The 25,809-nt window shown below is 57.1% G+C and carries 27 protein-coding genes and 1 tRNA gene; 5 read left to right on the forward strand and 23 right to left on the reverse strand.

Features of this window, described 5'->3' with window-relative positions; genetic code table 11:
- Positions 1–50 precede the first annotated feature (50 nt).
- Positions 51–1,454, reverse strand: coding sequence for an adenosylhomocysteinase (gene ahcY, locus WA922_RS01530; RefSeq protein WP_424769916.1), 1,404 nt, complete (start codon positions 1,452–1,454; stop codon positions 51–53).
- Positions 1,455–1,640: 186 nt separating this feature from the next.
- Here ahcY and WA922_RS01535 point away from each other — a divergent pair, with 186 nt between their 5' ends.
- Complete coding sequence (locus tag WA922_RS01535) at positions 1,641–2,120, forward strand: peroxiredoxin (protein WP_424769917.1); 480 nt, start codon at positions 1,641–1,643, stop codon at positions 2,118–2,120.
- 61 nt (positions 2,121–2,181) lie between these two features.
- Here the strand turns inward: WA922_RS01535 and folE are convergent, their stop codons facing one another.
- From folE to WA922_RS01555, 4 genes are all read right to left on the reverse strand, one after another.
- The gene (folE, locus tag WA922_RS01540; RefSeq protein WP_424769918.1) at positions 2,182–2,790 is read right to left on the reverse strand and encodes a GTP cyclohydrolase I FolE; all 609 of its coding nucleotides are present in this window, start codon (positions 2,788–2,790) and stop codon (positions 2,182–2,184) included.
- A 114-nt stretch (positions 2,791–2,904) separates the two neighbouring features.
- Positions 2,905–3,396, reverse strand: coding sequence for a hemerythrin domain-containing protein (locus WA922_RS01545; protein ID WP_424769919.1), 492 nt, complete (start codon positions 3,394–3,396; stop codon positions 2,905–2,907).
- A 239-nt stretch (positions 3,397–3,635) separates the two neighbouring features.
- Positions 3,636–3,712: transfer RNA gene (locus tag WA922_RS01550), tRNA-Arg, on the reverse strand.
- A gap of 97 nt (positions 3,713–3,809) precedes the next feature.
- Complete coding sequence (locus WA922_RS01555; RefSeq protein WP_424769920.1) at positions 3,810–4,250, reverse strand: (deoxy)nucleoside triphosphate pyrophosphohydrolase; 441 nt, start codon at positions 4,248–4,250, stop codon at positions 3,810–3,812.
- A gap of 81 nt (positions 4,251–4,331) precedes the next feature.
- On the opposite strand from WA922_RS01555, the gene WA922_RS01560 reads away from it, so the two are divergent.
- Positions 4,332–4,511: a Flp family type IVb pilin gene (locus WA922_RS01560; RefSeq protein ID WP_424769921.1), complete on the forward strand. Its 180-nt coding sequence runs from the start codon at positions 4,332–4,334 to the stop codon at positions 4,509–4,511.
- A 120-nt stretch (positions 4,512–4,631) separates the two neighbouring features.
- Positions 4,632–4,811, forward strand: a complete 180-nt coding sequence (locus tag WA922_RS01565) for a Flp family type IVb pilin (protein WP_424769922.1) — start codon at positions 4,632–4,634, stop codon at positions 4,809–4,811.
- 90 nt (positions 4,812–4,901) lie between these two features.
- Here the strand turns inward: WA922_RS01565 and WA922_RS01570 are convergent, their stop codons facing one another.
- From WA922_RS01570 to WA922_RS01590, 5 genes are all read right to left on the reverse strand, one after another.
- The gene (locus WA922_RS01570) at positions 4,902–6,368 is read right to left on the reverse strand and encodes a M48 family metalloprotease (protein WP_424769923.1); all 1,467 of its coding nucleotides are present in this window, start codon (positions 6,366–6,368) and stop codon (positions 4,902–4,904) included.
- A gap of 120 nt (positions 6,369–6,488) precedes the next feature.
- Positions 6,489–7,436, reverse strand: a complete 948-nt coding sequence (locus tag WA922_RS01575; protein WP_424769924.1) for an acetyl-CoA carboxylase carboxyltransferase subunit alpha — start codon at positions 7,434–7,436, stop codon at positions 6,489–6,491.
- Positions 7,437–7,452: 16 nt separating this feature from the next.
- Positions 7,453–8,325, reverse strand: a complete 873-nt coding sequence (locus tag WA922_RS01580) for a tyrosine recombinase (protein WP_424769925.1) — start codon at positions 8,323–8,325, stop codon at positions 7,453–7,455.
- An 8-nt stretch (positions 8,326–8,333) separates the two neighbouring features.
- Complete coding sequence (locus WA922_RS01585; protein ID WP_424769926.1) at positions 8,334–10,241, reverse strand: hypothetical protein; 1,908 nt, start codon at positions 10,239–10,241, stop codon at positions 8,334–8,336.
- The gene (locus WA922_RS01590) at positions 10,238–10,381 is read right to left on the reverse strand and encodes a hypothetical protein (protein WP_424769927.1); all 144 of its coding nucleotides are present in this window, start codon (positions 10,379–10,381) and stop codon (positions 10,238–10,240) included. The genes WA922_RS01585 and WA922_RS01590 overlap by 4 nt, the downstream gene beginning before the upstream one ends.
- A 114-nt stretch (positions 10,382–10,495) precedes the next feature.
- Between WA922_RS01590 and WA922_RS01595 the strand changes: the two genes are divergently transcribed.
- Together WA922_RS01595 and aroB are read left to right on the forward strand one after the other, a co-directional pair.
- Positions 10,496–11,050, forward strand: coding sequence for a shikimate kinase (locus WA922_RS01595; RefSeq protein ID WP_424769928.1), 555 nt, complete (start codon positions 10,496–10,498; stop codon positions 11,048–11,050).
- The gene (gene aroB, locus WA922_RS01600; RefSeq protein WP_424769929.1) at positions 11,041–12,150 is read left to right on the forward strand and encodes a 3-dehydroquinate synthase; all 1,110 of its coding nucleotides are present in this window, start codon (positions 11,041–11,043) and stop codon (positions 12,148–12,150) included. The genes WA922_RS01595 and aroB overlap by 10 nt, the downstream gene beginning before the upstream one ends.
- Before the next feature lie 9 nt (positions 12,151–12,159).
- On the opposite strand, the gene WA922_RS01605 is transcribed toward aroB, so the two are convergent.
- The 13 genes from WA922_RS01605 to gorA all read right to left on the reverse strand — a co-directional run bounded on the left by WA922_RS01605 (position 12,160) and on the right by gorA (position 25,641).
- Positions 12,160–12,684, reverse strand: coding sequence for a DUF421 domain-containing protein (locus WA922_RS01605; protein WP_424769930.1), 525 nt, complete (start codon positions 12,682–12,684; stop codon positions 12,160–12,162).
- A gap of 48 nt (positions 12,685–12,732) precedes the next feature.
- A complete protein-coding gene (locus WA922_RS01610) occupies positions 12,733–13,104 on the reverse strand; it encodes a tRNA-binding protein (RefSeq protein WP_424769931.1) in 372 nt (123 codons plus the stop codon).
- Complete coding sequence (locus WA922_RS01615) at positions 13,104–15,125, reverse strand: biotin carboxylase N-terminal domain-containing protein (protein ID WP_424769932.1); 2,022 nt, start codon at positions 15,123–15,125, stop codon at positions 13,104–13,106. The genes WA922_RS01610 and WA922_RS01615 overlap by 1 nt, the downstream gene beginning before the upstream one ends.
- Positions 15,125–15,514, reverse strand: a complete 390-nt coding sequence (locus tag WA922_RS01620) for a lysozyme inhibitor LprI family protein (RefSeq protein ID WP_424769933.1) — start codon at positions 15,512–15,514, stop codon at positions 15,125–15,127. The genes WA922_RS01615 and WA922_RS01620 overlap by 1 nt, the downstream gene beginning before the upstream one ends.
- The gene (locus WA922_RS01625; RefSeq protein ID WP_424769934.1) at positions 15,511–16,311 is read right to left on the reverse strand and encodes a heme-dependent oxidative N-demethylase family protein; all 801 of its coding nucleotides are present in this window, start codon (positions 16,309–16,311) and stop codon (positions 15,511–15,513) included. The genes WA922_RS01620 and WA922_RS01625 overlap by 4 nt, the downstream gene beginning before the upstream one ends.
- Positions 16,312–16,329: 18 nt before the next feature.
- Positions 16,330–17,622: an O-acetylhomoserine aminocarboxypropyltransferase gene (locus WA922_RS01630; RefSeq protein ID WP_424769935.1), complete on the reverse strand. Its 1,293-nt coding sequence runs from the start codon at positions 17,620–17,622 to the stop codon at positions 16,330–16,332.
- A gap of 112 nt (positions 17,623–17,734) precedes the next feature.
- On the reverse strand, positions 17,735–19,876 hold the full coding sequence (scpA, locus tag WA922_RS01635) for a methylmalonyl-CoA mutase (protein ID WP_424769936.1): 2,142 nt from the start codon (positions 19,874–19,876) through the stop codon (positions 17,735–17,737).
- Positions 19,877–20,017: 141 nt separating this feature from the next.
- Positions 20,018–20,791, reverse strand: coding sequence for an enoyl-CoA hydratase-related protein (locus tag WA922_RS01640; RefSeq protein WP_424769937.1), 774 nt, complete (start codon positions 20,789–20,791; stop codon positions 20,018–20,020).
- Positions 20,792–21,232 carry a methylmalonyl-CoA epimerase gene (gene mce, locus WA922_RS01645; RefSeq protein WP_424769938.1) on the reverse strand — a complete coding sequence of 147 codons (441 nt, stop codon included), beginning with the start codon at positions 21,230–21,232 and terminating at the stop codon, positions 20,792–20,794.
- A gap of 135 nt (positions 21,233–21,367) precedes the next feature.
- Positions 21,368–21,787, reverse strand: coding sequence for a hypothetical protein (locus tag WA922_RS01650; protein WP_424769939.1), 420 nt, complete (start codon positions 21,785–21,787; stop codon positions 21,368–21,370).
- Positions 21,787–23,316, reverse strand: a complete 1,530-nt coding sequence (locus WA922_RS01655; protein WP_424769940.1) for an acyl-CoA carboxylase subunit beta — start codon at positions 23,314–23,316, stop codon at positions 21,787–21,789. Before WA922_RS01655 ends, WA922_RS01650 begins: the two co-directional genes overlap by 1 nt.
- Before the next feature lie 92 nt (positions 23,317–23,408).
- The gene (locus tag WA922_RS01660; protein ID WP_424769941.1) at positions 23,409–24,116 is read right to left on the reverse strand and encodes a hypothetical protein; all 708 of its coding nucleotides are present in this window, start codon (positions 24,114–24,116) and stop codon (positions 23,409–23,411) included.
- A 178-nt stretch (positions 24,117–24,294) separates the two neighbouring features.
- The gene (gorA, locus tag WA922_RS01665) at positions 24,295–25,641 is read right to left on the reverse strand and encodes a glutathione-disulfide reductase (protein WP_424769942.1); all 1,347 of its coding nucleotides are present in this window, start codon (positions 25,639–25,641) and stop codon (positions 24,295–24,297) included.
- Positions 25,642–25,809: the final 168 nt, after the last annotated feature.

Below are 25,809 nucleotides of genomic sequence, written 5' to 3' on the forward strand. Positions count from 1 at the left end.
AATAGAGGAACAGCGCCGTGTGCATGGGTGAACTATGGTATGATCAGCGGTTAATACCGGTAATGCTCCGGCTTGAAGGGACCCTCTACCGGAACGCCGATATAATCGGCCTGGTTCTGGCTGAGTTTTGTAAGCTGCACGCCCAGCTTGTCGAGGTGAAGCTGGGCCACTTTCTCGTCCAGATGCTTGGGCAGCACATAGACCTCGTTCTTATATTGATCGCCCTTGGTATACAGCTCGATCTGGGCCAGCACCTGGTTGGTGAAAGAGCAGCTCATCACGAAACTCGGGTGACCGGTGGCGCAGCCGAGATTCACCAGGCGGCCCTTGGCAAGGATCATGATCTGTTTGCCATCAGGGAATGTCACCAGGTCAGTGCCCGGTTTGATTTCAGCCCAATCATAATTGTCGAGAGCGCCGATCTGTATTTCGCTATCAAAGTGGCCGATGTTACACACGATGCTCATTGGCTTCATCGCCTTCATGTGTTCGGCTGTAATCACGTCTTCATTACCGGTTGTGGTGACAAAGATATCGCACCGCTTGGTCGCCTCCTCCATCGTTACGACTTCGTAGCCCTCCATCGCAGCCTGAAGCGCACAGATCGGGTCAATTTCTGTCACCATAACGCGCGCCCCGCCATTGCGGAGGCTGTCAGCGGATCCCTTACCCACGTCCCCGAAACCGGCAACACAGGCCACTTTACCCGCCAGCATCACATCGGTTGCACGGCGGATGGCATCAACCAGCGATTCCTTACAGCCATACAGATTGTCAAACTTAGACTTGGTCACACTGTCATTTACATTAATCGCCGGGAAAGGCAGCTTGCCGTTCTTGGCAAGGTGGTACAGGCGGTGGACACCAGTGGTCGTTTCTTCAGATACGCCGGTGAGGTTCTTGACCGTTTTCGTCAGATAGCCAGGGTTTTTGGCAATATACGCTTTCACCGCGCGCTGCATCTCAATCTCTTCGGGATTGCTTGGTTCTGGCATGGTCTCGCCCGCTTCCAAACGAGCGCCCCAAAGCGCAAACGAGGTCGCATCCCCGCCATCATCCAAAATGATATTGGCCGTTTGATCAGGATCAGCGTCAGTGCCCCAATCGAAAATGTGGCCGACGTAATCCCAATATTCGGCCAGTGTTTCGCCCTTGATCGCAAAAATCGGAATGCCCGCCTGAGCCATCGCAGCCGCCGCGTGATCCTGGGTTGAATAGATATTGCACGTCGCCCAGCGAACATCTGCACCCAGCGCGGTCAGCGTTTCGATCAGGACCGCCGTTTGCACGGTCATGTGTAACGAGCCTGTGATGCGCGCACCCTTAAGCGGCTTGCTGTCCCCAAATTCTTCGCGCAGTGCCATCAGGCCGGGCATTTCGGTTTCCGCGATGTTGATTTCCGCGCGGCCATAATCGGCCAGCGCAATATCCTGAATAATGTAATCTTGAGACACGCATTTTCTCCTGAATCCACACACGTCCCACCCTTTCGCGGGACATCGTCATATGCCCTGCCGTCTAGCGATGGACGGTCCCGGATGCAAATATAAAGATATCTTTATATCATCTAATCATTGCCGCACCGGCGCGGCGGCCTATATGATTTGCAATACCCCGCAATTACGAAAGGATATTACCCGATGACCATTTCCGTAGGCGACACGCTGCCCGATGTTAAGATCGTGAAAGCGACAGCCGAAGGCCCCGAAGCCGTACAATCAAGTGAGTATTTCGCGGGCAAAAGAGTGGCGCTGTTTTCTGTCCCCGGCGCATATACCCCGACATGCTCGGCCAGGCACCTTCCAGGATATGTTGAAAAAGTCGCTGATCTGAAAGCGAAAGGCGTTGATGAAATTGCCTGTACCGCAGTGAATGATGCATTTGTTCTGGGCGCATGGCAGAACGCCAATGATGCCGCCGCGGTCACGATGCTTGCCGATGGCAATGGTGATTTCGCTCAGGCAGTCGGTCTGACGATGGACGGTTCCGGGTTCGGTCTTGGCCAGCGCGGGCAGCGATATTCGATGGTCGTCAACGATGGCGTGGTCGAGCAGCTCAACGTGGAAGCGCCAGGAGATTTTTCGGTCAGCAGCGCCGAGCATATGCTCGGCCAGCTATAGAACCCGCCGCGCATGAAACAAACAAAGGGTGCCCTTTGCGGCACCCTTTTTTGGGGGGGGATCAATATCCCATTAGGCTAAGCACTTCCTTGCGGCTGCGGGGATCTTTCAAGAACGTGCCCATCATGCGGCTTGTTACCATGCCGACGCCCGGCGTTCGCACCCCGCGGGCCGTCATGCAGGAATGTTGTGCTTCGATAACAACCGCCACACCGCGCGGGTTCAGATTTTGCCAGATACAGTCAGCAACCTCTGCGGTCAGCCGTTCCTGTACTTGCAAACGCCGTGCAAACCCGTGGAGCACCCGGGCAAGTTTCGAAATACCGACAACCCTGTCGGTGGGCATATAGGCAATGCATGCCTTCCCGATAATCGGGGCCATATGATGCTCGCAGTGCGAGTGGAAGGGGATATCCTTTAACAGAACAAGTTCTTCATATCCGCCAACCTCTTCGAATACGCGGCTGAGATGGATGGCTGGGTCCTCTGCATAACCCTCACAATATTCAGCCCATGCGCGGGCGACGCGTTTGGGCGTATCGAGCAGCCCCTCCCGAGTGGGATCATCACCCGTCCATTCAAGCAGTGTGCGGATGGCGTCCTGAACATGATCGGGCACCGGCAGCTTGTTGCGGGCTTGTTCTTCTTCGGGCGTAATCAGACTGCTCATCGGAAATTCCAATCCTATGCCGATAAAAAATTACGCGCCGGGCGGCGGCCCAGCGCGTAACGGTTATGAATGCTGCTCACCGGGCATTGTTCCCGGCGACACGGACGAGACATGTTACTCCTTAGCTGCGGAGGCTTCTACCGGGGTCACTTCGGCATCCTTGAGCTCTGCGTCCTTACGCTTCTCAAACACGTCGGCCATTTGGCGTTCATCTTCGGCAGTGAGTTTTTCTTCAAACTCCGGAAAATGGTCCTGCTCCTCTTCCTCGATGTGATGCAGATAGTCATGCTTCACCTGTTTGAATTTCTGGAGCCAGGCACCGGTGGACATGTCCGTCGCAGCCAAGTCGTTCAGAGCCTCGTCGAGCTCTTGATGTTCTGCGACAGAATGCCGCGTTGCATCGGTGGTTTCCGGCTTCCGCAGCATTGTCGCATAGACGGCCTGTTCTTCGGCCGCAGCATGGCTTTTCACTTCCTTAGTGAACATCTCGAACAGGTCGCGGCGCTCCTGCGTATCACCGGATGTGTCTTCGATTTTATCGAGCAACTCGCGGTGATCGTCATGATCTTGCTTCAGGCGGGTAAAAATTTCTTGGGCTTGAGCCATTGGTCAGCCTTCTCCTTTTATTGATTGTTTGAAATATCAATGGCCAATCCGGTCAATCGTTCCCAAAACGGCCGCCGCGCCAATCGGCCGCAACAGGCCTTTGTCACGTACCGCCTTTGCTCATGAATATGGCGGCAACGCCGCGTTGCTTATTCCGGTATGGCCCATGCCGCGTGAGCCGCGCAGAGATCAGTAGATGCCGAATAACAAAAAAGCCGCTCGGTAAGAGCGGCTTTGTTTGGCGCACCCGGAAGGATTCGAACCTCCGGCCCCCTGATTCGTAGTCAGGTACTCTATCCAGCTGAGCTACGGGTGCGCTTGAGGGGCGGCACATACGGGCAGCATGACGGCTTGGCAATCCCTTATCGCACGGCCCTTATCGCACGGCCCCTTATCGCATAGCATGCAGGGGCCTATCTCTTTCCGGGTGCAAACAATTGCTGTGCCAGATCCACATCAAGCGGCGGCTTCGCCAGCATGCTGATCTGTTCCTTCGTAAACCATCCCACTTCCGCCCCTTCAAGCGAAACTATGCCGCCGCCGTGATGTAACGCAGTGTAAAGAAGTATGACAATCGGTTTACCCCGCGCCGATGGAGGCGACTGGGCGAATCCAGCAGGCGACAGCGCGCGCGGTGCAACCGTAAGCGCAAGCTCTTCAGACAGTTCGCGAACCAGCGCATTCAGCGGGGTTTCACCCGGCTCAACCTTGCCACCCGGGAATTCCCAAAGGCCCGCATGGTCTTTGGTATGAGGGCGCTTTTGCATCAACCAGCGCCCCGCCTGATCATGGATCGCAGCAGCAACCACAGCCGTCCACAGCGTGGGCGTTGTCGGAAAATTTTCCAGTTTCATTCGCCTTTTCAATCAAATTTTAAGACTTCGCAGCGAAAAGCCTCTTCATCAGTCACGATTAGACAGATGTGGGGTAACGAATTGTCACAGTTTCTTAAACAGCTTCTGAACGATGATTCGGGTGCCACAGCTATCGAATATGGGCTGATCGCCTCGCTTGTTGTCATCGCATCAATTGGTGCGTTTGATGCAGTAGCCAACGAGAATACCGGATTGTGGGCTGTGATTTCAAGCGAAGTGAGTGAGAATATGGGCGGCTAACCAACCTTTTCGCTCCAATGATTAGGATATTGTCAATTTTTCACAGCTAATCCGGAAAATACTCCTCTCGGAATGCCCGGGAAGAGACGGGTACCGAAGACTGAAACCAGGAGACTACACATGAAATTCTTCAAAACTTTGATGAACGACGAGCAGGGTGCGACTGCGATTGAGTACGGCCTTATCGCTGCTCTTATTGCTGTTGCCGCCATCACCGCGATGCAAGGCCTCGGCAACGAACTGACAACCACTTTCTCGACAGTGTCGGACAAGATGGGTGAGTCGAACACCGTTCCATAATAGACGCAAGTCTGTTCAGACAAACAAGGCGGCGGGAGCAATCCCGCCGCCTTTTTGTGTGGCCGGACCGGTCAAAAACGATCAGAAAGATTATCTGGCGCGAACGACCAGCTTGACCTTCTGTCCCGCTTGCAACTGATCGCGCGATCCCAGCGCATTGAGCACACGAAACCTTTCCACCTTGCCTGATTCATACGCCATGCGGTTGGCCAGCGATTGTATGGTGTCCCCGCGCTGCACCGTTACGACGTCAATACGCCGCGGCACGATAGCAGCCGCTTCGCTCGCGCTGATTCTGCGCATCGAATTGAACATGGACGTAAACGTGCCGGACTGTCCCGCCTGGCTGATGGTTGCAAAGTGAAAGGCCGAACTGCCTGAAAATTCATAGGCATATACAACCACGTCAACCGCACTGTTACCATTGTTGACCCGTGCGGTTCCAACCGCAGTTGGCAATCCGTTCACAGTGGTCCGGCGAATATTTGATGGTGCCAATTGCTGCTGCGCGCCGCCCAATGCAGTGAAGACACCGCGCACATAGCTTTCCAGATCACCGCTATAGGGGCCGGTGCTCATCTGCGCTTTGCCGCTTTGGCCGTTGATCGATACCGCCCGCGTCCCGTTGACCATATAAAAGCCCTGCGGTGCAGTAAAAGCGAGACGCAATTCCGGATGCAGGAACTGATTCCCTTCGATAACGCCCTGTTTGGGATCATCGCCGTAAATGAGCCCATCGATTCGGGTCAGGAATGTATCACGATTGAGAGTGCCCACCCCGCCAGCAGCTTTGGCAGCGGCGGTGCGGACGCGTGATGCCGGATCAGGGTGAGTCGAAGCCCATTCCGGCACCGAAGCGTTATTGCGGCCTTGCAGACGGGCATCAAGCGCATTCTGCGCCGCCAGACTGGCAAGAACGGTGCTCATGGCGCCCGGATCATATCCCGCTTTGGTCAGATATTCGATGCCCAGCTCATCCGCCTGAATTTCCTGACTGCGCGAGAAACTGAGCGTCAGAAGCTGCGAGCCCTGCAAGAAACCATCTGACAGGGTCTTGCCAACACTGCTATCACCAAGAAGTACTCCTGAAAGGATTGCCCCCGCCGCACCAAGAATGCTGTTGCGCTGTGCCGCTGACTGTCGCCGCTGCGAATGGCGCGCTGCAACGTGACCAACCTCATGGCCAAGCACGCCCGCCAATTCCGCTTCATTATTCATCAATCCTACCAATTGACGGGTCGAATAGATGTAGCCGCCCGGCACGGCAAAGGCGTTATTTACCGAACTGTTGAGGAGCGACACGGTAAAGGAGCTGCGCGCATTACCCAGCCCGGATTGCACGGCGATGTTCTTGCCCACCGATTCGACATAGGCGGATTGCGGGCCAGCATAAGTCCCGCCAAATTCCTGCAGCAATTGCGGATGAAATTCTGCGCCCTGCGCGGCTTCGCTTTGCGTAATGGGTGTCGATGCACTGGGAATTTCACCGCCCATGCAGCCTGCCAGAGCGATTGGCAAAATGGCAGCAGAAACAAGATTCAGGGACTTAGAGCGCATAATTTCCTCCAGATGCATGCAAGCGGCCGTGCTGGCCTGCTATGGCAGTAGCCTAGCAGTATACATGCCTAATCCCAATATGTCAGTGTAAAGTCAGGAAAATTTGAGCCGGAGTAAGCCTCAGCTCGACCCGATCTGAAGAAACCGTTCCTCGCGCATATCGCGCCGTTCGGAGGGCGACAGCATTTCGAGCTCGTTCAGCTCTTCCGCAATAACTTTCGCCAGATTCCTGGCAGCCTTCACCGGATCACGGTGCGCGCCGCCCACCGGCTCGGTGACAATCCGGTCGATAACGCCCAGTTTTTTCAAATGCTGCGCGGTAACTTTCATAGCTTCCGCCGCATCGGACGCTTTTTCTGATGTGCGCCACAGGATAGATGCGCACCCCTCGGGCGAAATGACTGAATAGATGGCATGCTCCAGCATCAACACACGCTCTGCGCTGGCCAAGGCGACCGCCCCGCCAGAACCGCCCTCCCCCACGATGGTTGATACCATTGGCACCGGCAAGGCCAGACAGGCCTCGGTCGAGCGGGCGATGGCTTCGGCCTGGCCGCGCTCTTCTGCTTCAACCCCGGGAAATGCGCCCGAAGTATCCACCAGTGTCACCACCGGCAGACCAAACCGGCCCGCCAATTCCATCAGGCGGATCGCCTTGCGGTACCCCTCCGGTTTGCCCATGCCGAAATTATGTTTCAGCCGACTGGCGGTGTCATGGCCTTTCTCATGCCCGATCAGGACTATCTTTTTGCCATCGAGCCTCGCAAAGCCGCCGAGAATTGCCTGGTCATCACCATAATTGCGGTCCCCGCCAAGCGGCATGAATTCATCAAATGCATGCTCGACAAAATCGCGAAAATGCGGGCGCGCTGGGTGGCGGGCAACCTGGGTTTTCTGCCACGGCGTGAGCGAGGCATAGGTGCTTGCCACCAGATCGATGTTTTTCTGCTCAAGTCGTTTCAGCTCGGCGGAGATGTCCACATCATCACCTTCTGCCGCACTGCGCAATTCGGCAATGCGGGCCTCCAGCCGGGCAATCGGTTTCTCGAATTCGAGGAAAGATATCATAAGACCCGCGCTAGTCCTAAGTGCTGGGCTGGGCAAGAGGATGCTTCTGGTTGACCAGTTCCACCAGACGCGCGCTGTTCACATGCGTGTAGATTTGTGTGGTCGCAATATCGGCATGACCGAGCATAGTTTGCAGCACGCGCAAATCGGCCCCGCCCTCCAGCAAATGTGTGGCAAAGGCGTGGCGCAGCACATGGGGACTGATCCCTTCAGGGGGCAGATCAGCGCGCACCGCGAGCTCTTTGAGCATCTGGTACAATCTGATTCGCGAGATATGCTTGCCGCGAGACGGGAAGAGGTATCCGGGTGCATCGGGCCGGACTGCAAGCCACCGCGACAAGGCCGCCTGCGCACGGCGGCTTACCGGCACCATCCGGCTGGCGCCGCCTTTTCCGGTTACCGTCAGAAAAGGGGCATCGCGCGGAACCGCAGACAAGGGCAGTGACACCAATTCGGTCGCCCGCAGTCCGGAACCATAAAGCAGCTCCAGCAAAGCCAGCATTCGGATGGCCGGGACGCGGCCCGCCTCTGCCTCCATCTCTGCCCGCTCAAACAAAGCCGCAACATGTTGATGGGTAAGTATTTTGGGCAGCGGGCGGCGTGATTTTGCTGTGGGCAAGGCAGGCGATGGATCATCGGCGCGCAGCCCTTCATCGACCAGAAAGCCAAAATACTGGCGCAGTGCCGATGCCTTGCGGGCAGCACTGGCTGGGGCAAGATCAGCCCAAGCGCGGCTTAAACTGCCAAGCTGCATGCTGGACGCGCTGGCAAGATCGCCAATCAACGCCTCTGTAGCTTCCAAATCGCGCCGATATGCAGCCAGCGTATTGGCAGCGGCCCCGCGTTCTGCGGCCAGCATCGCCAAGAAGCTATCTACCGATTGCGACATCCCCCGGTTCAGCTGCGCGCAACAGCCTCTGCCGCAATCATCCGTGCTTCGGCAGACAAACCGGCCTGGTTGAGCGCGGCGACAATAAAATACACATGGCGCGGCGTCATATCGCTCCAATCATCGCCCTGCATCCCTGTGGCCGCCAGAAATGCCACCAGCGGCGCATTATTCACCTCGGCCGCCTGCGAAATCAGCTGGCTCCATTTGGATTGCCTATTGAGCGATATCGAAAGGTCATCTGCAAGCTCAAGCGCATCGGACTGGCCTATGCGTCCCAGGCCCGCCAGGCCGGCAAGAAACATTTTCGATGCGCGCGCATCCTTGCTTTCATCAGCACTCATGAAACCGTCAAACTGGCCTGTGGTCACCGGGCTGTTGCGGTTCGGCTGCGCAAGCACCAGCAAAGCCCACGCCTCGCTGCCCTGAGGTGCGAATGGCGCCCAGGTGAGCGCGTCGGCATCGAGCCCGGCGGTCAACATTGATGCTATCAAATCTGCTGCATCGCTGGCCAATGCCTCGCTTGGCGGCATCCGTGCTGCGGCATAGGCAGTCAGGACCTGCCGCGCATAATCCGCCTGCCCCTCTCCCCACAACGTTCGCATGGCTGCCAATCGCGCAGCGGGTTCCACCGCAACATAGGCTTGCCGTAAATCTGCCGCGACAGAGGTAGGTTCTGCCGCCGCTCCGCCGCGCGCGAGAATTTCGCTGTAGAATGCCACAGCTGCAGAGGATGATAAGACCCCCTGCTCGGCGGACATGTCCACACCGGCCATTCTTTCCGTCAGGGACAGGGCCGGATTTTGCGCCGCAGCCTGCTGGAAATAGCGCGGCGCGTTACCGAGCAATTCGGCGGGCAGCTCCGCACCAACTGCTGTTGCCAGTCCGAAACGCCACGGGGTCAGTTCCTCAACCCCTTCCCATTCCAGATTGATCGCTCGGCGCCCGCGACCTGCTGCGCCTGCGAAGCGTTGCGCCAGCAAAACATCAATTTCAGGTGCGATCTTGTTACGGAAGGCCCGGTTCAAATTGGCCTGGGCGCGCGAACCCTGGCCCAGAAACGCATAGCAGATCGACTGCAGCATAACCCACTCAGGATCGTCACGCTCGCCGCCTTTCATCTGGACAATCGGACACGCGCCAACAATATCCGACGTGGCGAGATAGGCTTCAATCGCCGCATCGGTCAGCGCCTCGCTCCAGTTGCCGGTATCCACATCCTGTGCCAGGGCTCTGGTGACACCATGCTCGCTCATCGCATTGAGCGCCCGCGCCCGTAATGCGACAAAATCTGCCGGGTCCATCCCGGATGGTGCCTCCAACCGGCTGGCCAGCGCGCGGCGGGCCATGATATGCCCCCAGCGTGAAACCACCGGCCCCTTCATGCCAGTCAATGCCGCCCGCACAAGCGTTGCCGATTGATTACGCAATGCGCCAGCAGCCAGGCCGCCCTCACCAGTGCCCAGCAAGCCGACCCGTTCCATCGACCGCTGCGCAGAAGCCGGCATGTCAAATTTGGGCTTCAAGCCAAGCAGTTCGTCCAGTTCGTCCGGGTTGAGCTTTTCCAAATCAGCGATAGATGGCACACCCGCAACCGGCCCTGTAGAGCGCGCATCGGGTGCCGGGCCGGACGGAACCGGCTGAACCGCCGGAACGCTGGTGCTGCCGGATGGCGCGGTTGGCGCGCTGGGTACAGAAATGTTTGGCGCAGGCGCACGCGTCTGGCTGGGAGCGGGCTGCTGACGGGGCGCTGGCGGCTGGCGGGGCGCTGGCTGCTGGCGGGTTGCCGGGGGTGTCGCAGTAGGCGCGGGATCATCAAACCCCGGCGGTAGCAGTGATTCCGGAGAGGACTGCGCCATCGCGAGGCTTGACCCAAGCGCCAGTGCCGCCGCGCTGATCAACACAGTGCGCTTCATTGGCCGTCCTCCGCCGGAATAACAGGCTGCGTCTCGGGCAATGGCACGGCCTGCGTGATCGGCCGCAGCGGTTCTTCCCCGCCGTGAAACCATGCCAGCGCGATGACCGCGACTATCACAATGCTACCTATCAAAATCATCCGCTTTCCGGACATATGTTTACGGCCCAAAACTTCATAATGGTACTTGCCTGCGCGATTGAAGTGAACCTCTGCAGTTGCCAGCCACCTAGCCCATCTATAGGCGATGCCGCAATGGATGATAATAGTGCCTTTATCGGCTCCGTAGCGCAGCGGATTGTCCGGCCTGTGGTCTTGATTGGGCTTATGGGGACCGGCAAATCGTCGGTTGGCCGCAAGCTGGCATTCATGCTCGATCGGGAATTCATCGATTCTGACGATGCCATTGAAGAAGCTGCGCAGCAATCCATCGCTGAAATTTTCGAAACCTATGGTGAGGCATATTTTCGTGACGGGGAACGCCGGGTGATTGCCCGTTTGCTGGCCGGACATACTGGCGTGATCGCGACCGGTGGCGGCGCTTTCATCAATGATGACACACGCAGCCTGATTTTGGACCAGGCGATCACCGTGTGGATCGATTGCGAGATCGGTATTCTGGTCGAACGCACAGGCCGCAAGAACACACGCCCACTGCTGCAAAACGGTGACCCGCACGAAATTCTCTCACGGCTCCATGCGGAACGTGAACCCTTTTATTCCCAGGCCCCGATCCGTGTTGAAAGCAGGGACGGGCCGCATCAGGATACCGCAATGCTTATTATTGAGGCGATTGACAGATGGCTGTGATCCCCGTTGAATTGGCTGGCCGCCCCTATGACGTGCTCGTGGGCCGAGGACTGACCGACGATGTCGGAGGCTTGGCCGCGCAATTCCTGCGCAAACAGACTGTTGCGGTTGCGGCGGATGTCAATGCCCGCCGCCATCATGGTGACCGGCTGGCCCGCTCTCTGACCGCTGCTGGCAAACAGATTGCCTGGTTTGATGTGGCATCGGGCGAGCAATCGAAAAGCTGGGAAGAATTGCAGCGGCTGACCGCCTGGCTGCTGGAACTCGAGGTGGAGCGCGGCGACCATGTTTTTGCGCTGGGCGGCGGCGTGGTCGGTGATTTGACCGGTTTTGCCTGTTCGATACTGAAACGCGGCTGCGGCTTTGTGCAAATGCCCACGACATTGCTGGCGCAAGTCGACTCCTCGGTCGGGGGCAAGACTGCGATCAACACTGCGACAGGTAAAAATTTGATCGGGGCATTTCATCAACCCTCCCTTGTTCTGGCCGATACAGACTCGCTTAAAACTTTGCCCGCGCGCGAGATGCGGGCGGGTTATGCAGAAGTCATCAAATACGGTATTCTGGGAGATCGCGCGTTTTTTGATTGGTGTGAGAATAATGGCAGCCGTGTTGTCGGCGGTGAGGATGACGCACTGGAGTCCGCCGTTTCGCAAAGCGTCGCTGCCAAAGCCAGGATTGTCGCGCAGGACGAGCGGGAAACATCGGGGGTGCGGGCATTGCTCAATCTAGGGCACACATTCGGTCACGCGCTGGAGGCGGAAACAGGATATTGCGACACGCTCTTGCACGGCGAAGCGGTTGCTCTGGGTATGGTGCTTGCCGCGCGCTATTCCGCACGGCTCGGATTGATCAGCGCGCCCGATGCGGAGCGTGTAACGGCGGCGATAGCTTCAGCGGGTCTGCCCACTGCAGTGGCGGCGGCCGGAGTATCATGCCGCGGCACCAGACTGGTCGATCACATGCGCCATGACAAGAAAATGGATGCGGGCACTCTGCCGTTTATCTTGCTGCGCAGCATTGGCGCGGCATTCATTGCCCGCGATGTGTCTTTGCATGATGTCGCGGCATTTATGGACGAACAGCTGGCGGGTACATAACGCGCCCGCTTAAAGGCTTGTCTCGCCAGGTTTCAAGACCGAGCGCAAAGCCGTGCAATCGCTGGCCTCGCCGCCGCAGATGACGCTCATTTCGCCATCGGATTCCAATACGACTGCGGCGATTTCATCCACATGTCCGTGCCCTTTCTTGCGAATTGCCGCTTCCACCTCATCGCGCGTGACCCGTTCATTTGCGAGTGCTTCATCCTGAAACCGGCCATCCTTTAGAAGCAGTTTGGGCTCAGACCGCAATGCCTTGGCAAACGTATCCGATTTATTGGACAGCGCCGTCACCAGCCATTGCAACGCTGCCAAGCCAAAAAACGCAGCAACGCCTTCGCTCAGCGATACCGACTTGGTCAAAATCACAGAAGCCAGAATGGAGCCCAGAGCAATCGTGACCACGAAATCAAAGGCATTCAGTTTCGACAGCGAACGTTTTCCGCTGATCCGTAAAATCACTATGATCGCGCTGTAGGATGCCAACGTAATCAGCAGAACCCGCACAATGTCTTTCCAAGTATCAAACCACATAAAATTCAATCCGTCTGTCTCGTGTCGGCTGATCGATATATCGATCGGTCAGAAAAGTTTCGATCCATCCGGCACTGTCACGTCGGGTGCGAACAAGACGACTTCACCCCCCTCGTCAGCAAAGCCCAAAGTCAGAACTTCCGACATCGCTGGCCCTATCTGGCGCGGCTGGAAATTGATCACCGCAGCAATTTGCCGGCCTGGCAGCGTGTCGATCGGATAATTGGTAACGATCTGCGCGCAGCTTTTCCTGGTTCCGATTGCCGCGCCGAAATCGATCACCAGCTTATAGGCGGGATTGCGCGCTTCAGGAAATTCTTCGGCAGAAACAATGGTTCCGATCCGAATATCGACTTTCAGAAAATCGTCGAAGCTGATCACGGGCTGCGCGGGCGCGCGCGGATTGTGGTTGAGGTGCATTATTCCAGCTCCAATATAATCGCATCCACCGCCAGGCTCTCCCCCTCGGCGCTGTTGACTTTCGCGATCACGCCCTGTTTTTCCGCGCGGAGGATATTCTCCATCTTCATCGCCTCAACAGTCGCGAGTGGCTGGCCAGGCTGGACTTCTTCGCCCTCCCCAACATGCAGCTTCACCAGCAATCCGGGCATCGGGCAAATCAGAAACTTGCTAAGATCGGGCGGAATTTTTTCAATGATATGCTGGGCCAGCGGCGCAATATGGGCCGGCAAGATGCGCAGATCATGCGACGCTCCGCGCGTGGTGATGGCGTAGCCGGCGCGCGTCAATGCAAGCTGGATCGTCAACCCCTCTGCATCCAGTACGACATCGACCATCCGGTCGCCTGGGGTATATTCCATCTCCAGATCGATCAGGACACCGTCAACGGTAATACCGTCCTCTTCCAACGCCACGGCATAATCCCGCCCATCCAGCGTGACAGACCAGTCGCCTGGCGGGGCATTGCGCCCGTTCAATTGCTGGTCGATCCTGCGCGCGCGGTCTGCATTGGCCGTCGCGATCACGCCCGCAATCGCGGCAAGCCCGCGTTGCAAATGGCCGCTGGCAGGCGCGCCTTCAAAACCGTCAGGATATTCCTCCGCGATAAATCCGGTGGTCAGATCACCAGACCGGAAACGATCATGTTGCATAATCGCGCTGAGGAAATCGACATTATGCCCCAGCCCCTGGATACCAAACGCGTCGAGCGCCTGCACTTGCAAATCTGCCGCCGCATTGCGGGTTTCACCCCAGGTGATGAGTTTGGCGATCATCGGGTCATAGAACATGCTGACCTCGCCGCCTTCGAACACGCCGTCATCAACGCGGATACCATCCACGCCGCGCCGCCCATTGGCAGTGCCGTCATCCGCCCAGGGTTCCACCGGCGGCTCGTATTCCACTAACCGGCCCGTGCTCGGCAAGAACCCGCGATAGGGGTCTTCAGCATAGACGCGGTTCTCAATCGACCAGCCGTCAATGGTAACATCATCCTGCGTCATGGACAGCGGCTCGCCCGCCGCGACACGGATCATCTGTTCGACCAGATCGACGCCGGTAATCGCTTCGGTCACAGGATGTTCAACCTGCAGCCGCGTATTCATTTCGAGGAAGTAAAAACTTTCCCCGCTGGGATCCGCGCCGCTGACAATCAGTTCAACAGTGCCTGCGGAATGATAATCCACCGCAGCGGCCAGAGCGACGCATTGTTCGCCCATAGCCTTACGCATTTGCGGGGTTACGAAGGGCGATGGCGCTTCCTCTACCACCTTTTGGTGGCGGCGCTGGATGCTGCACTCGCGCTCGTTCAGATAGATGATATTGCCGTGCTTGTCGCCAAGGATCTGGATTTCGATATGGCGCGGATTGAGGATGAATTTTTCGATAAACACCCGGTCATCGCCGAAGCTGTTATGCCCTTCCCGCCTCGTCGCTTCAAAGCCTTCGCGCACGTCCTTTTCGCAATAGGCGAGCCGCATACCCTTGCCCCCGCCGCCGGCGCTCGCTTTCATCATCACCGGATAACCGATCTCCTGCGAAATCCGCACCGCATGTTCGGTGTCTTCAATTTCGCCCACAAAACCCGGGACGACATTCACACCCGCTTCCATTGCCAGTTTCTTGGACTCGATCTTGTCACCCATTGCCGCAATCGCCCCGATTGGCGGCCCGATAAATTCGATATTTTCCTGTGCCAACGCTTCCGCAAAACTGGTCCGCTCCGACAAGAAGCCATAGCCGGGATGCACGGCGTCTGCTCCGGTTTGTTTGCACGCGGCGATAATCTTGTCCGCGATCAGATAGCTTTCCGCCGCTGGTGCCGGTCCGATATGTACCGCCTCGTCCGCCATCTTCACAAATGGCGCACGCGCATCCGCATCGGAATATACCGCGACCGTGGCAATACCCATGCGGCGAGCGGTCTTGATAACCCGGCACGCAATTTCGCCGCGGTTCGCAATCAGGATCTTTTTGAACATCAATAGGTTCTCGCCAGTTCTTCCAGGTCTGCCGTGCGTAATCGGGTTAGATGGGCCTTGCAAGAACTCACCAATAGCGGTTCCAGCGTGCCGCCGCGCGCGCGATATCCTTCGCTTTGGCAATGGGCATCGCGGTAGCGTATCCAGGCGCGCTGTGCCGCCAGCAGCGCGTCGAAATATCCGGGGCGATCATCCCGGCCGGCCGGCGGGCTATCTTTGTCACGCCGCTTCATCGCTGCAGAGGTCAGTGCCCATTGCGTATTCAATCCCATATCCGCCTCCATGTAATCCTGAAAAGCGCAGTGGTTCATCGCCATTTGCGTCATCGGCTCCTCGCAATCAATCGCGGGCACGGGGTTCAGGACTGACAGAAAAGCGGCAAATATCATGTGAGTACCTCCGGATAAGCGGCAGCGTAACGCAGCAAAGCCTCTGCATAATAGGCGGAGCCGCGCCGGTCACCCTCTCCGCTGACCAAAGACCGTATCGCACCCGCCAACATGGCGATATTTCCCGGCGAAAGACTGCCAAGCGGGGCGACATAAACGCCGATCGTGAAAACGATTGCGCCCGTTTCAGGCAGACGGCGCAGGGTCTGGCGTTCGCTGCGGATGAATAGCGTCTCGCCGGCATTGGCGCCATCAACGTGGCCAAATGCTGCCTCTGGCGCGCTATCCGCGATCCAGCGCAATTGCGGTGTTGGCGCGATAAACCAATTGCAGCGGCCGAATATTCTGCCCGGTTTCAGCCTGGCCATGAAATGGTCGACACCGCTGGCAAGCTGTTGCTGATAGCCGTGGATTGGCGCATGCATAGCGGCAAGCGGTAGGCCCATTTTATCTTTCGGCTGCCAATCCGTCGGGTAAGCAACCGCTGCGCCGACCAAACGGTAGATATCCTCATCAGACCGGCGCGTGAGCAAGCACATGTCCTCATGCCGCGACAATGCAGCGTTTGGCAAAGCGCCGCTTACCCCCAGCATAGCGGCCAGTTCCTCGCCGGGTGCGTCTGCCGCTGCCGACAGCTGAACCGCGTCCGGGCAGCATGCAAATGCCGCTTCACGCGCAGCCACATCGGGCGAAGGCTGCAACCAATCCCGCTCGGCCAGGCTTAGCAGCCCCATCTTCAATTGTCCGCCGCCGCGCGCGCGGGGCAGCAATTGATCGACAGAGAAACCCAGACGCATGCGTCAGACCGGAGCCGGTTATATCTGCGCCAGCGCCTGCTCCATATCGGCGATGATATCACCAATATGTTCGATGCCGACCGATACCCGCACCACGTCGGGGCCCGCGCCAGCGGCGAGCAATTCCGCTTCGCTCAACTGGCTATGCGTGGTGGAAGCGGGATGAATGATCAATGATCGCGTGTCGCCGATATTGGCCAAATGGCCGAACAGTTTGGCACCTGACACCAGCTTCACACCGGCATCATATCCGCCTTTCAAACCGAAGGTGAATACCGCGCCGCCGCGACCGCCAAGATAGTGCTGGGCCAGCGCATTATACGGGCTGTCCGCCAGGCCGGCATACCCAACCCACGCGACTTTTTCGTGGTCCTTAAGCCATTTGGCCAGCGCGAGAGCATTGTCACAATGCCGCTCCATCCGCAGTGCCAATGTTTCCATCCCGGTCAGCGTCAAAAACGCATTCATCGGTGCCATAGCAGGACCCAGATCGCGCAAAGCCAGAACGCGGCAAGCGATAATGAACGCAATTTCACCAACCGCATCGCTCAGCACCGCACCGTGATAGGAATCGTTCGGCTGGCTCATTGTCGGAAACTTATTCGATGCGGTCCAATCGAACCTGCCCGAATCCACAATCACGCCGCCAACTGAATTGCCGTGCCCGTTAAGAAACTTTGTGGTCGATTCCACGACGATATCTGCGCCATGTTCAATCGGGCGGCACAGTACGGGGCTGGCCATAGTGTTATCAACGATCAGCGGAAGTCCGGCATCATGTGCCGCCTTGGCGATAGCGGAGATATCCTGAACCACACCGCCAGGATTGGCGAGACTTTCGATGAATACCGCGCGGGTCTTGTCGGTAATTGCGGCGGCGACATTTGCCGCATCATCGGCATCGACGAAATGGGTGTGCCAGCCCATTTTCTTGAAGCTATGGCCGAGTTGATTCAGCGATCCGCCATAGAGTTTCTTCGCCGCGACAATCTCTGCGCCCGGTTCCATCAGCGTGTGGAACACGATCATTTGCGCCGCATGGCCCGATGCCACCGCCAGCGCACCAACGCCGCCGTGCATCGCGGCAATCTTGCCTTCCAGCGCGGCGTTGGTGGGGTTCATGATGCGGGTGTAGATATTCCCGAATTCCTGAAGGTTGAACAGGCGCGAAGCATGGTCAACATCGTCAAAGGTGTAGGACGCAGTCTGGTAGACAGGCGTAATCCGCGCGTTGGTTGCCGGGTCTGGTTCACAGCCAGCGTGGACGGCCATTGTCTCAAGCTTGGCAGTTTCAGTATTCTGTACGGTCATATCAATGTTTCCGATAATATATGGATGCTGGCGTGCATTGGTGCATTACTGGCTGTTCTGCCATCATAACGCATTTATTTGCGAGGTAGAATTTCCAGCACTGGCACAAGTTCTAGGATGGATCGCTATCATCACCCGCAGGCGGCATGTTATGCCCGAGCAACCGCAGCATATCCGCCCCGCATTCGACAACGTTGGACCCCGGACCATAGATGCCCTGCACACCTGCTTCGCGCAGCACATCATAATCCTGCGGCGGGATAACACCGCCAGCGACGACCTTGATATCGCCGCGGCCTGCGCCCTTCAGCAGGTCGATCAATTCGGGAATGAGCGTTTTGTGCCCTGCCGCGAGTGAGCTGGCGCCAATCGCATCGACATCATTTTCGAGCGCCATTTTCACCGTCTCATCCGGCGTTTGAAACAGCGGGCCAGAGACAACTTCAAAACCCATATCGGTAAACGCGCTGGCGATCACATTCGCGCCGCGATCATGCCCGTCCTGGCCCATCTTCGCGACCATGATTTTGGGCTTGCGGCCAAGGCGGCGCTCGACAGCGTCGACCCCTTCCAACACCTGCGCCCAGCGGCGATCAAATGCATAGGCGGATGTGTAGATGCCGGTGACGGGTTTGGGTGTGGTGTCATATCGGCCAAACACTTCCTCCATCGCGGAAGAAATCTCACCCAATGTTGCCCGCTGACGCGCCGCATCTACAGCCAGCGCCAACATATTGCCGTCGCTCCTTGCCCCTTCCGTAAGCGCCTTGAGCGCCGCCTGACATGCTGCTTCATCACGGCTTTCGCGGTTTTTCTTCAGACGCGCGATCTGGCCGGTACGCACTTTGTGATTGTCCACTTCGAGCGTTTCGATCTGCTCTTCCTCGGCAAGGCGGTATGTGTTCACCCCGACGATCACGTCCACGCCCTTGTCGATGCGTGTCTGCTTGGCTGCGGCGGCCTCTTCAATGCGCTGCTTCGGCATTCCGCTATCGACGGCGATGGTCATCCCGCCAAGCCCGTCAATTTCGGTCATCAGCACTTCGGCTTCCTCGACCAGTTTCGCGGTCAGAGCTTCGATGTAATAGCTCCCGCCCAGCGGATCGACGACGTTGGTAATGCCAGTTTCTTCCTGCAACACCAGCTGCGTATTGCGTGCAATCCGCGCGCTGAAATCTGTTGGCAGTGCAATCGCTTCATCCAGCGCATTGGTGTGGAGCGACTGGGTACCGCCAAGCGTCGCCGCCATCGCCTCCACTGTGGTGCGGATGACGTTATTATACGGGTCCTGTTCTTGCAGAGACACGCCCGAGGTCTGGCAATGTGTGCGCAGCATTTTGGAGCGTTCAGACTGCGCGCCCAGATCGTCCATCACTTTGTACCACAGCGTGCGCGCAGCGCGCAGTTTCGCGATTTCCATGAAGAAATTCATGCCGATGCCGAAAAAGAAGGACAGGCGCCCGGCAAAGGCATCAATATCCAGCCCGGTCGCCATCGCGCGTTTCACATATTCCTTGCCGTCGGCAATGGTGAAAGCCAGTTCCTGCACCGCGGTCGCGCCGGCCTCGTGCATGTGATAGCCGCTGATCGAAATGCTGTTGAATTTTGGCATATTGGCGGAGGTATACCCAATGATGTCCGATACGATCCGCATGCTGGGCGCCGGGGGATAGATATAGGTGTTGCGCACCATAAACTCTTTCAGAATATCGTTCTGAATGGTGCCGCTGAGCTGCTGTGTTGAAACGCCCTGTTCCTCACCCGCCACGATGTAGAATGCCAGTACCGGGATAACCGCGCCGTTCATGGTCATCGAAACCGACATGCTCTCCAGCGGAATCTGGTCGAACAGGATCTGCATATCCTCGACCGTATCAATCGCCACGCCCGCTTTGCCGACATCACCGACAACGCGCGGATGATCGGAATCGTAACCGCGATGGGTGGCAAGATCGAACGCGACCGACAGGCCCTTCTGCCCCGCCGCCAGATTGCGGCGGTAAAACGCGTTCGATTCCTCCGCGGTCGAGAAACCGGCATATTGGCGGATCGTCCACGGGCGGCCCGCATACATGGTCGCCTTCACCCCGCGTGTGAACGGCGCGAAGCCTGGCAGTCCGGGATCGGAACTATCTTCGGCGGTATAAAGCGGCTTGACCTGAAACCCTTCGGGCATATTCATGGTCAGGTCGCGCCCTCTGGATTCCTTGTCAGCAAGGGTTTCCCAGTCAGATATCGTCGGTTTATCAGTCATGACACTACCTTACACCGCCGGTCACCCCCGCGAAAGCGGGAACCGGGAGTAAATCTCGGAACAACATCGTTGTGGGCTCCTGCTCTCGCGGGAGTGGCGAAAGCAAGAATTGGGAGTGACGAAGGGCAGAAGAAACGGGTTTCACTTACCCTTAAATTCCGCCTTGCGCTTCTGCAGGAAGGCCATCCCGCCTTCCATCGCATCGGCGCTTGCACCAGCAAGGCGTTGGCCCTCGGCTTCATTTACGAGCACCTCTGGCAGAGTGCCATCGAGCGCGGCGTTGATATTCGCCTTCATTGTCTTGATCGCCAGCGTCGGCCCATTGGCGAGCTTCTCTGCCAGCGCCCGGGCTTCAATCATCAGATCACCGGCGTCGACGGCTTTGTAAATCAGGCCCCAATCTTCGGCCTGTTCCGCGCTGATTTTTTCGCCCAACATCATCATGCGGGTGGCGCGGGCGCGGCCAATTGCGCGGGCGAGCAGCCAGGTGGAGCCGCCATCGGGCACCAGGCCGATATTGACGAAGGCCTGCAGGAAATAGGCTGTCTTGCTGGCAATGGTAAAATCCGCCGCCAATGCGAGCGAGCACCCAACGCCTGCCGCCGGGCCGTTGACCGCGCTAATCACCGGAACGGGCGCACGCATTACTTGGCTGATGGCGGGGTTGTAATGGTTCTGCAGCGCCTGATGGCTGCCGCCTTTGGAATCGCTCGACCGTGCAGACAGATCAGCGCCGGAGCAAAACCCTTTGCCCTCGCCCGTAATCAGCACCGCGCGGGCATCACCCAGATCATAAAACGCTTCGCCAATTTCATCCGCCATTTGCGGCGGCATCGCATTGAGCCGCTCCGGACGGTTCAGCGTAATGATCATCAGCGGGCCTTCGCGCTCTAGCTTGATGGTTTCGTAGCTCATTTAGTGTCCCTCGCCCTTCGGTGTTTCCATAATTTCGGTCAGTATGCCCTCCATATCTTTGGGATGGAGGAAGAAAATCGGCGTGCCATGCGCCCCGATGCGCGTGGGGCCGAGGATACGCTTGCCCAGCGCTTCAAATTCTCCGCGCGCAATCTCGATATCAGGCACTTCAAAACACAGATGATGCTGCCCGCCATACGGTTTGTTCTCAAGCCATTTCCCGACCGGAGTATCCGGCGCAAGCGGCTCGATCAGCTCGATCTGCGTGCCGTCCATTCCCGACATGGTTGGCGTATCAATGAAGCAGACCCTCACCCCCTGCTCGGGCAAGTCGAAGGGTTCGGTGATGTAGGTCGCACCCATCACATCGCGGTAATGCGCGATGGAGGCTGCGATAGAGGGCGTAGCGACACCAATGTGATTGAGGCGGCCTAGTTTCATTTTCTATCCTTCGTCGTCCCGTCATGCTGAACTCGTTTCAGCATCCATTCCTCCATCCGCACCGAAGCCACTTGCGAACAGATGGAACCTGAAACAAGTTCAAGGTAACGGTCGGATGGTTTGAGCCATCGCGCATCATACGTCGCGGGAGTTGAACATAATTTGCTTCAGCATATCTTTGGTTATCGTCTTATTTCCCTTACCCAAATCAGAGCGCATAGCACTAAGCGCAATGGCCATAGCTTCTTGTGCCTCGTCTGAATGGAGATCGGGGAAACGGAAGACATTTCCAACAGCAACCACTACTTCGGGAGAGCCTTGAATACCAATTCGCCCTCTGATGTTCGCCATTCGCGCGTGTCCTTCGGCCAGTTTTGCTGGATTGTTCCGCGCAAAGGACAACTCACCTAAAGTGACAAAGTATGAACTGTAGAGCTCCCACTTTGCGTCCATTTCAAACTTAGACCTTTGAAAACGACCGGTCGAGTAAGCCTGTATTGCACCACCAAGCAATGCAGCGATCAATCCAATCAAGGCGACAAATATAGCGTCCATCACAACGGGATATTGTCATGCTTCTTCCACGGGTTCTCCAACTGCTTATTCCGCAGTTTGCGTAGGCCCAGAGCAATCCGGCGCCGTGTGGAATGCGGATAGATGACATTGTCGATATAGCCGCGCTGTGCCGCGACGAAGGGGTTGGCAAAGCGGTCTTCATATTCCTTGGTCTTTTCCGCAATCTTTTCCGCATCGCCGCGGTCCTGGCGGAAGATAATCTCCACCGCGCCTTTCGCGCCCATCACCGCGATTTCGGCAGTCGGCCACGCCAAATTCAAATCACCGCGCAAATGCTTGGACGCCATGACGTCATACGCCCCGCCGTAAGCCTTGCGGGTGATAATGGTGATTTTGGGCACGGTTGCCTCGGCATAGGCGAACAGCAATTTCGCGCCGTGTTTGATGATACCGTTATGCTCCTGCGCAGTGCCGGGCAGGAAGCCGGGGACATCCACCAGAGTGATAATCGGTATGTCAAACGCATCGCAGAACCGAACAAACCGCGCAGCTTTTTTGGATGCATTGATATCGAGCACACCCGCCAGCACCATTGGCTGGTTCGCCACCACGCCCACGGTGCGCCCTTCGATCCGGCCAAACCCGCATAAAATATTGCCCGCATGGGCGGGTTGAATTTCAAAGAAATCGCCTTCGTCCAGCACCTTACGGATTACTTCATGCATATCGTAAGGCTGGTTGGCATTGTCGGGGATCAGCGTGTCGAGGCTTGCTTCCTCGCGGTCAAACGGATCGGCGGTGGGCCGCTCGGGCACGTCTTCGCGGTTGGACAAGGGCAAAAAGTCAAAGAAGTCGCGCGTCGCGATCAGCGTTTCGATGTCATTCTCAAATGCCAGATCGGCCACGCTGGTCTTGGTCGTATGCGTTACCGCGCCGCCCAATTCTTCCTGTGTCACCACTTCATTGGTCACCGTTTTCACCACATCAGGACCGGTCACGAACATGTAGGAGCTGTCTTTCACCATAAAGATAAAATCAGTCATCGCGGGGGAATAGACCGCCCCGCCCGCGCATGGCCCCATAATCAGGCTGATCTGCGGCACCACGCCGCTGGCCAGCACGTTGCGCTGAAACACATCGGCATATCCGCCCAGCGATGCGACGCCCTCCTGAATCCGTGCGCCGCCGCTATCATTCATACCGATAATGGGCGCGCCGTTTTTCATCGCGGTTTCCATCAGCTTGCAGATTTTCTCCGCATGGCGTTTGGACAGGCTGCCGCCAAACACGGTAAAGTCCTGACTATAGACATAGACCAGGCGGCCATTGATGGTCCCGCTGCCGGTTACCACGCCGTCACCGGGGATCTTCTGTTCCGCCATGCCAAAATCGACGCAATCATGCTCGACATACATATCGACTTCTTCAAAACTGCCTTCATCGAGCAGCACGTCGATCCGTTCGCGCGCAGTTAGTTTTCCCTTGGCATGCTGCGCTTCGATCCGCTTTTGCCCGCCGCCCATGCGGGCCGCTTCTCGGCGGCGTTCCAATTCAAGAAGATTGGCCATTCCGGCTGTATTGGCTGACACTGGTAAAAGGCCCCCGATTGCTCTTAAAACTTATCGTTTGCGAGGCCTGTTGCCCTACCCTCGCGGCAGGGTCAATCGGCAGCCAGAGCGCCAGCATTTGAATTTATGTGCGGGTATTGAAGTTTGAATCGCTTCCGCGCTTCGGGCATGCCCACAATCATAATGTCCGCGTCACCGCACTCCTTACGCAAATCGGCTTTCATTTTTTCTGAAACAAATGTGCTTGCCGGACCGGCCCAAAAGGCCTCTTCGCCCACTCGCATCAGCGTTTCTCCTGTCATGCGATCAATCAGAGTAAGATAATTTTCGCTATCGCGATCCAGCCCTGTTTCTGCGAGGAGAATAGCATGACGGGATGCGTCTTCGCCTAAAGTGCCACCCTCAACGAAAAAACAGCCAACGCGCAATGTTATCCGTCCGCGAAACAGAGCAAGGTTTTGGATGCCCGAGCGCGTGTCCGAGGCAGGCCAGATCTTCGGCGCCCCCTCAGCAGCTTGGGAAACCCTGGGAAGGTTGAGTTCTCCAGGTAAATTGAAAGTGATGAAAGCCGGTATTTCCCACCCTTCAGCCTTAATCAGTTGCCGAAAAGCTGACGGGGTCATACCCACATCAATGGCAACAACACGGGCATCCGCACCGCCGCCGCTATACGTGGCCGAGGTCAACAATCCGCGCGCTTCCAGCCGAGCAAGCCATATTTCACCAGTCTCAAGCGCGTCCAGCGGGACCGGGCCGCCGGCCTCCCAGGTTTCGCCTAGGTTCCGCGCCAATTGAGGCATCGCGAGTAGCTTGCTATAATCCGGCGGTGGCACCGCGAGCTGACTCCCAAACACGCTAGACGTTTCAGTTGGCGAGCTGCCTTCGTTGGACTGCGTGCAGGCTGGCGCTAAGACGCAGATAAATGAAAATACAATATATCGCATGACGTGATTTTAGCTGCAATGTCGATGAATATCGTCACTTCAACAGGACAAGCTCTTCCGCCATAGTCGGGTGGATCGCGACCGTTGCATCAAAATCGGCTTTGGTCAGGCCCGCTTTCACCGCCACGGCAAAACCTTGCATGATTTCGGGCGAGTCCGGCCCGATCATATGGATACCCACGACCTTGTCCGTCGCCGCATCGACGATCATCTTATACAGTCCGCGTTCATTGCGCCCGGCCACAACATTTTTCATCGGGCGAAAATCGGATTGATAGACTCTGATATTGCCAAGCTGATTGCGCGCTTCGCCTTCGGTCAAGCCGACAGCAGAGATTGGCGGATGACTGAACACGGCGCTGGGGATGTGGTCATAACTGACTGTTCTGGGATCATTATTGAACACTGTATCGGCAAAGGCCTGCCCCTCTCTAATCGCCACAGGCGTCAATTGCACCCGGTTGGTCACATCACCCACGGCATAGATATGATCGACATTGGTTTTCGAATATTCATCGACCAGAATTTCGCCAATCCTGCCCTGCTCAACGCCCGCAACATCAAGCCCCAGGCCTTCCACATTGGGGCTGCGGCCGGTGGCAAACAGCACGCAATCGACAGTCTGGTCATCATCACCGTTCAACTCGACATGCAAACTGCCATCATCATTTTTCGTGATGCTTTTGAATGTGGTGTTGAAGTGGAAATTGATCCCTTTGGTCATGCTGATCTTGAGCAGCCGGTCGCTCAGCGCCTGATCGTAACCGCGCAGCAGCGTGTCGCTGCGATTGACGATACAAACCTTCGCGCCAAATTCGTGGAAAATGCCGGCAAATTCATTCGCGATATAGCCGCCGCCGGCAATCATGATGCGTTTTGGCACCTCTGGCAGGTGAAAGGCCTCATTCGAAGTAATCGCATGCTCGCTACCGGGAAAGTCCAGCACAGCGGGCTCTGCGCCGGTCGCGATCAGGATATATTTTGCGGTTACGACTTTGCCGCTGGCAAGAGTAATCTCGTGATCTCCGGTAATCTCTGCACGCTCTTCAAAGACAGTCACATCATGATTTTCGAGTGTTTCTGTGTAGAGCTTGCTGAGACGGTCCACATCACCCAGCACGGTATCCCGCAAACGCTCCCAATCGAATGAGGTCTCGCCAAGATCCCAGCCAAACTGTTTCGCGTCTTCCAGATCCTCGGCAAAATGGGCACCGTAGACGAGCATCTTTTTGGGCACGCACCCACGAATGACGCAGGTCCCGCCCACCCGGTATTCCTCCGCCACAGCCACTTTCGCGCCATGCGCCGATGCCACGCGCGAAGCCCGCACGCCGCCAGAACCGGCACCGATGGTGAAAAGGTCGAAATCGTAGTCGGACATTGGATACCTTTCGTGACCCGCTTGCGGGCCGCATGCGCTGTTTACTGGAAAGGTCGTCAAAAAGGCCGCGCCATTCCGGTTGGTGATATTAAATACGCTCTATCGTCCGGTTTCGTTTCCACGTCCGCATGGCTTTTTCACAGGAATAGCCGGTTCGACTGCCGCGCG

Source organism: Pontixanthobacter sp. (assembly GCF_049682855.1).
In the GTDB taxonomy this organism is placed as follows: domain Bacteria; phylum Pseudomonadota; class Alphaproteobacteria; order Sphingomonadales; family Sphingomonadaceae; genus Pontixanthobacter.

Bases quoted from the DNA above. Each gene is read 5' to 3' on its own strand.
- WA922_RS01535 (WP_424769917.1), top strand. From the start codon at position 1,641: ATGACCATTTCCGTAGGCGACACGCTGCCCGATGTTAAGATCGTGAAA.
- folE (WP_424769918.1), bottom strand. From the start codon at position 2,790: ATGAGCAGTCTGATTACGCCCGAAGAAGAACAAGCCCGCAACAAGCTG.
- WA922_RS01545 (WP_424769919.1), bottom strand. From the start codon at position 3,396: ATGGCTCAAGCCCAAGAAATTTTTACCCGCCTGAAGCAAGATCATGAC.
- WA922_RS01555 (WP_424769920.1), bottom strand. From the start codon at position 4,250: ATGAAACTGGAAAATTTTCCGACAACGCCCACGCTGTGGACGGCTGTG.
- WA922_RS01565 (WP_424769922.1), top strand. From the start codon at position 4,632: ATGAAATTCTTCAAAACTTTGATGAACGACGAGCAGGGTGCGACTGCG.
- WA922_RS01570 (WP_424769923.1), bottom strand. From the start codon at position 6,368: ATGCGCTCTAAGTCCCTGAATCTTGTTTCTGCTGCCATTTTGCCAATC.
- WA922_RS01575 (WP_424769924.1), bottom strand. From the start codon at position 7,436: ATGATATCTTTCCTCGAATTCGAGAAACCGATTGCCCGGCTGGAGGCC.
- WA922_RS01580 (WP_424769925.1), bottom strand. From the start codon at position 8,325: ATGTCGCAATCGGTAGATAGCTTCTTGGCGATGCTGGCCGCAGAACGC.
- WA922_RS01585 (WP_424769926.1), bottom strand. From the start codon at position 10,241: ATGAAGCGCACTGTGTTGATCAGCGCGGCGGCACTGGCGCTTGGGTCA.
- WA922_RS01590 (WP_424769927.1), bottom strand. From the start codon at position 10,381: ATGATTTTGATAGGTAGCATTGTGATAGTCGCGGTCATCGCGCTGGCA.
- WA922_RS01595 (WP_424769928.1), top strand. From the start codon at position 10,496: ATGGATGATAATAGTGCCTTTATCGGCTCCGTAGCGCAGCGGATTGTC.
- aroB (WP_424769929.1), top strand. From the start codon at position 11,041: ATGGCTGTGATCCCCGTTGAATTGGCTGGCCGCCCCTATGACGTGCTC.
- WA922_RS01605 (WP_424769930.1), bottom strand. From the start codon at position 12,684: ATGTGGTTTGATACTTGGAAAGACATTGTGCGGGTTCTGCTGATTACG.
- WA922_RS01610 (WP_424769931.1), bottom strand. From the start codon at position 13,104: ATGCACCTCAACCACAATCCGCGCGCGCCCGCGCAGCCCGTGATCAGC.
- WA922_RS01615 (WP_424769932.1), bottom strand. From the start codon at position 15,125: ATGTTCAAAAAGATCCTGATTGCGAACCGCGGCGAAATTGCGTGCCGG.
- WA922_RS01620 (WP_424769933.1), bottom strand. From the start codon at position 15,514: ATGATATTTGCCGCTTTTCTGTCAGTCCTGAACCCCGTGCCCGCGATT.
- WA922_RS01625 (WP_424769934.1), bottom strand. From the start codon at position 16,311: ATGCGTCTGGGTTTCTCTGTCGATCAATTGCTGCCCCGCGCGCGCGGC.
- WA922_RS01630 (WP_424769935.1), bottom strand. From the start codon at position 17,622: ATGACCGTACAGAATACTGAAACTGCCAAGCTTGAGACAATGGCCGTC.
- scpA (WP_424769936.1), bottom strand. From the start codon at position 19,876: ATGACTGATAAACCGACGATATCTGACTGGGAAACCCTTGCTGACAAG.
- WA922_RS01640 (WP_424769937.1), bottom strand. From the start codon at position 20,791: ATGAGCTACGAAACCATCAAGCTAGAGCGCGAAGGCCCGCTGATGATC.
- mce (WP_424769938.1), bottom strand. From the start codon at position 21,232: ATGAAACTAGGCCGCCTCAATCACATTGGTGTCGCTACGCCCTCTATC.
- WA922_RS01650 (WP_424769939.1), bottom strand. From the start codon at position 21,787: ATGGACGCTATATTTGTCGCCTTGATTGGATTGATCGCTGCATTGCTT.
- WA922_RS01655 (WP_424769940.1), bottom strand. From the start codon at position 23,316: ATGGCCAATCTTCTTGAATTGGAACGCCGCCGAGAAGCGGCCCGCATG.
- WA922_RS01660 (WP_424769941.1), bottom strand. From the start codon at position 24,116: ATGCCTCAATTGGCGCGGAACCTAGGCGAAACCTGGGAGGCCGGCGGC.
- gorA (WP_424769942.1), bottom strand. From the start codon at position 25,641: ATGTCCGACTACGATTTCGACCTTTTCACCATCGGTGCCGGTTCTGGC.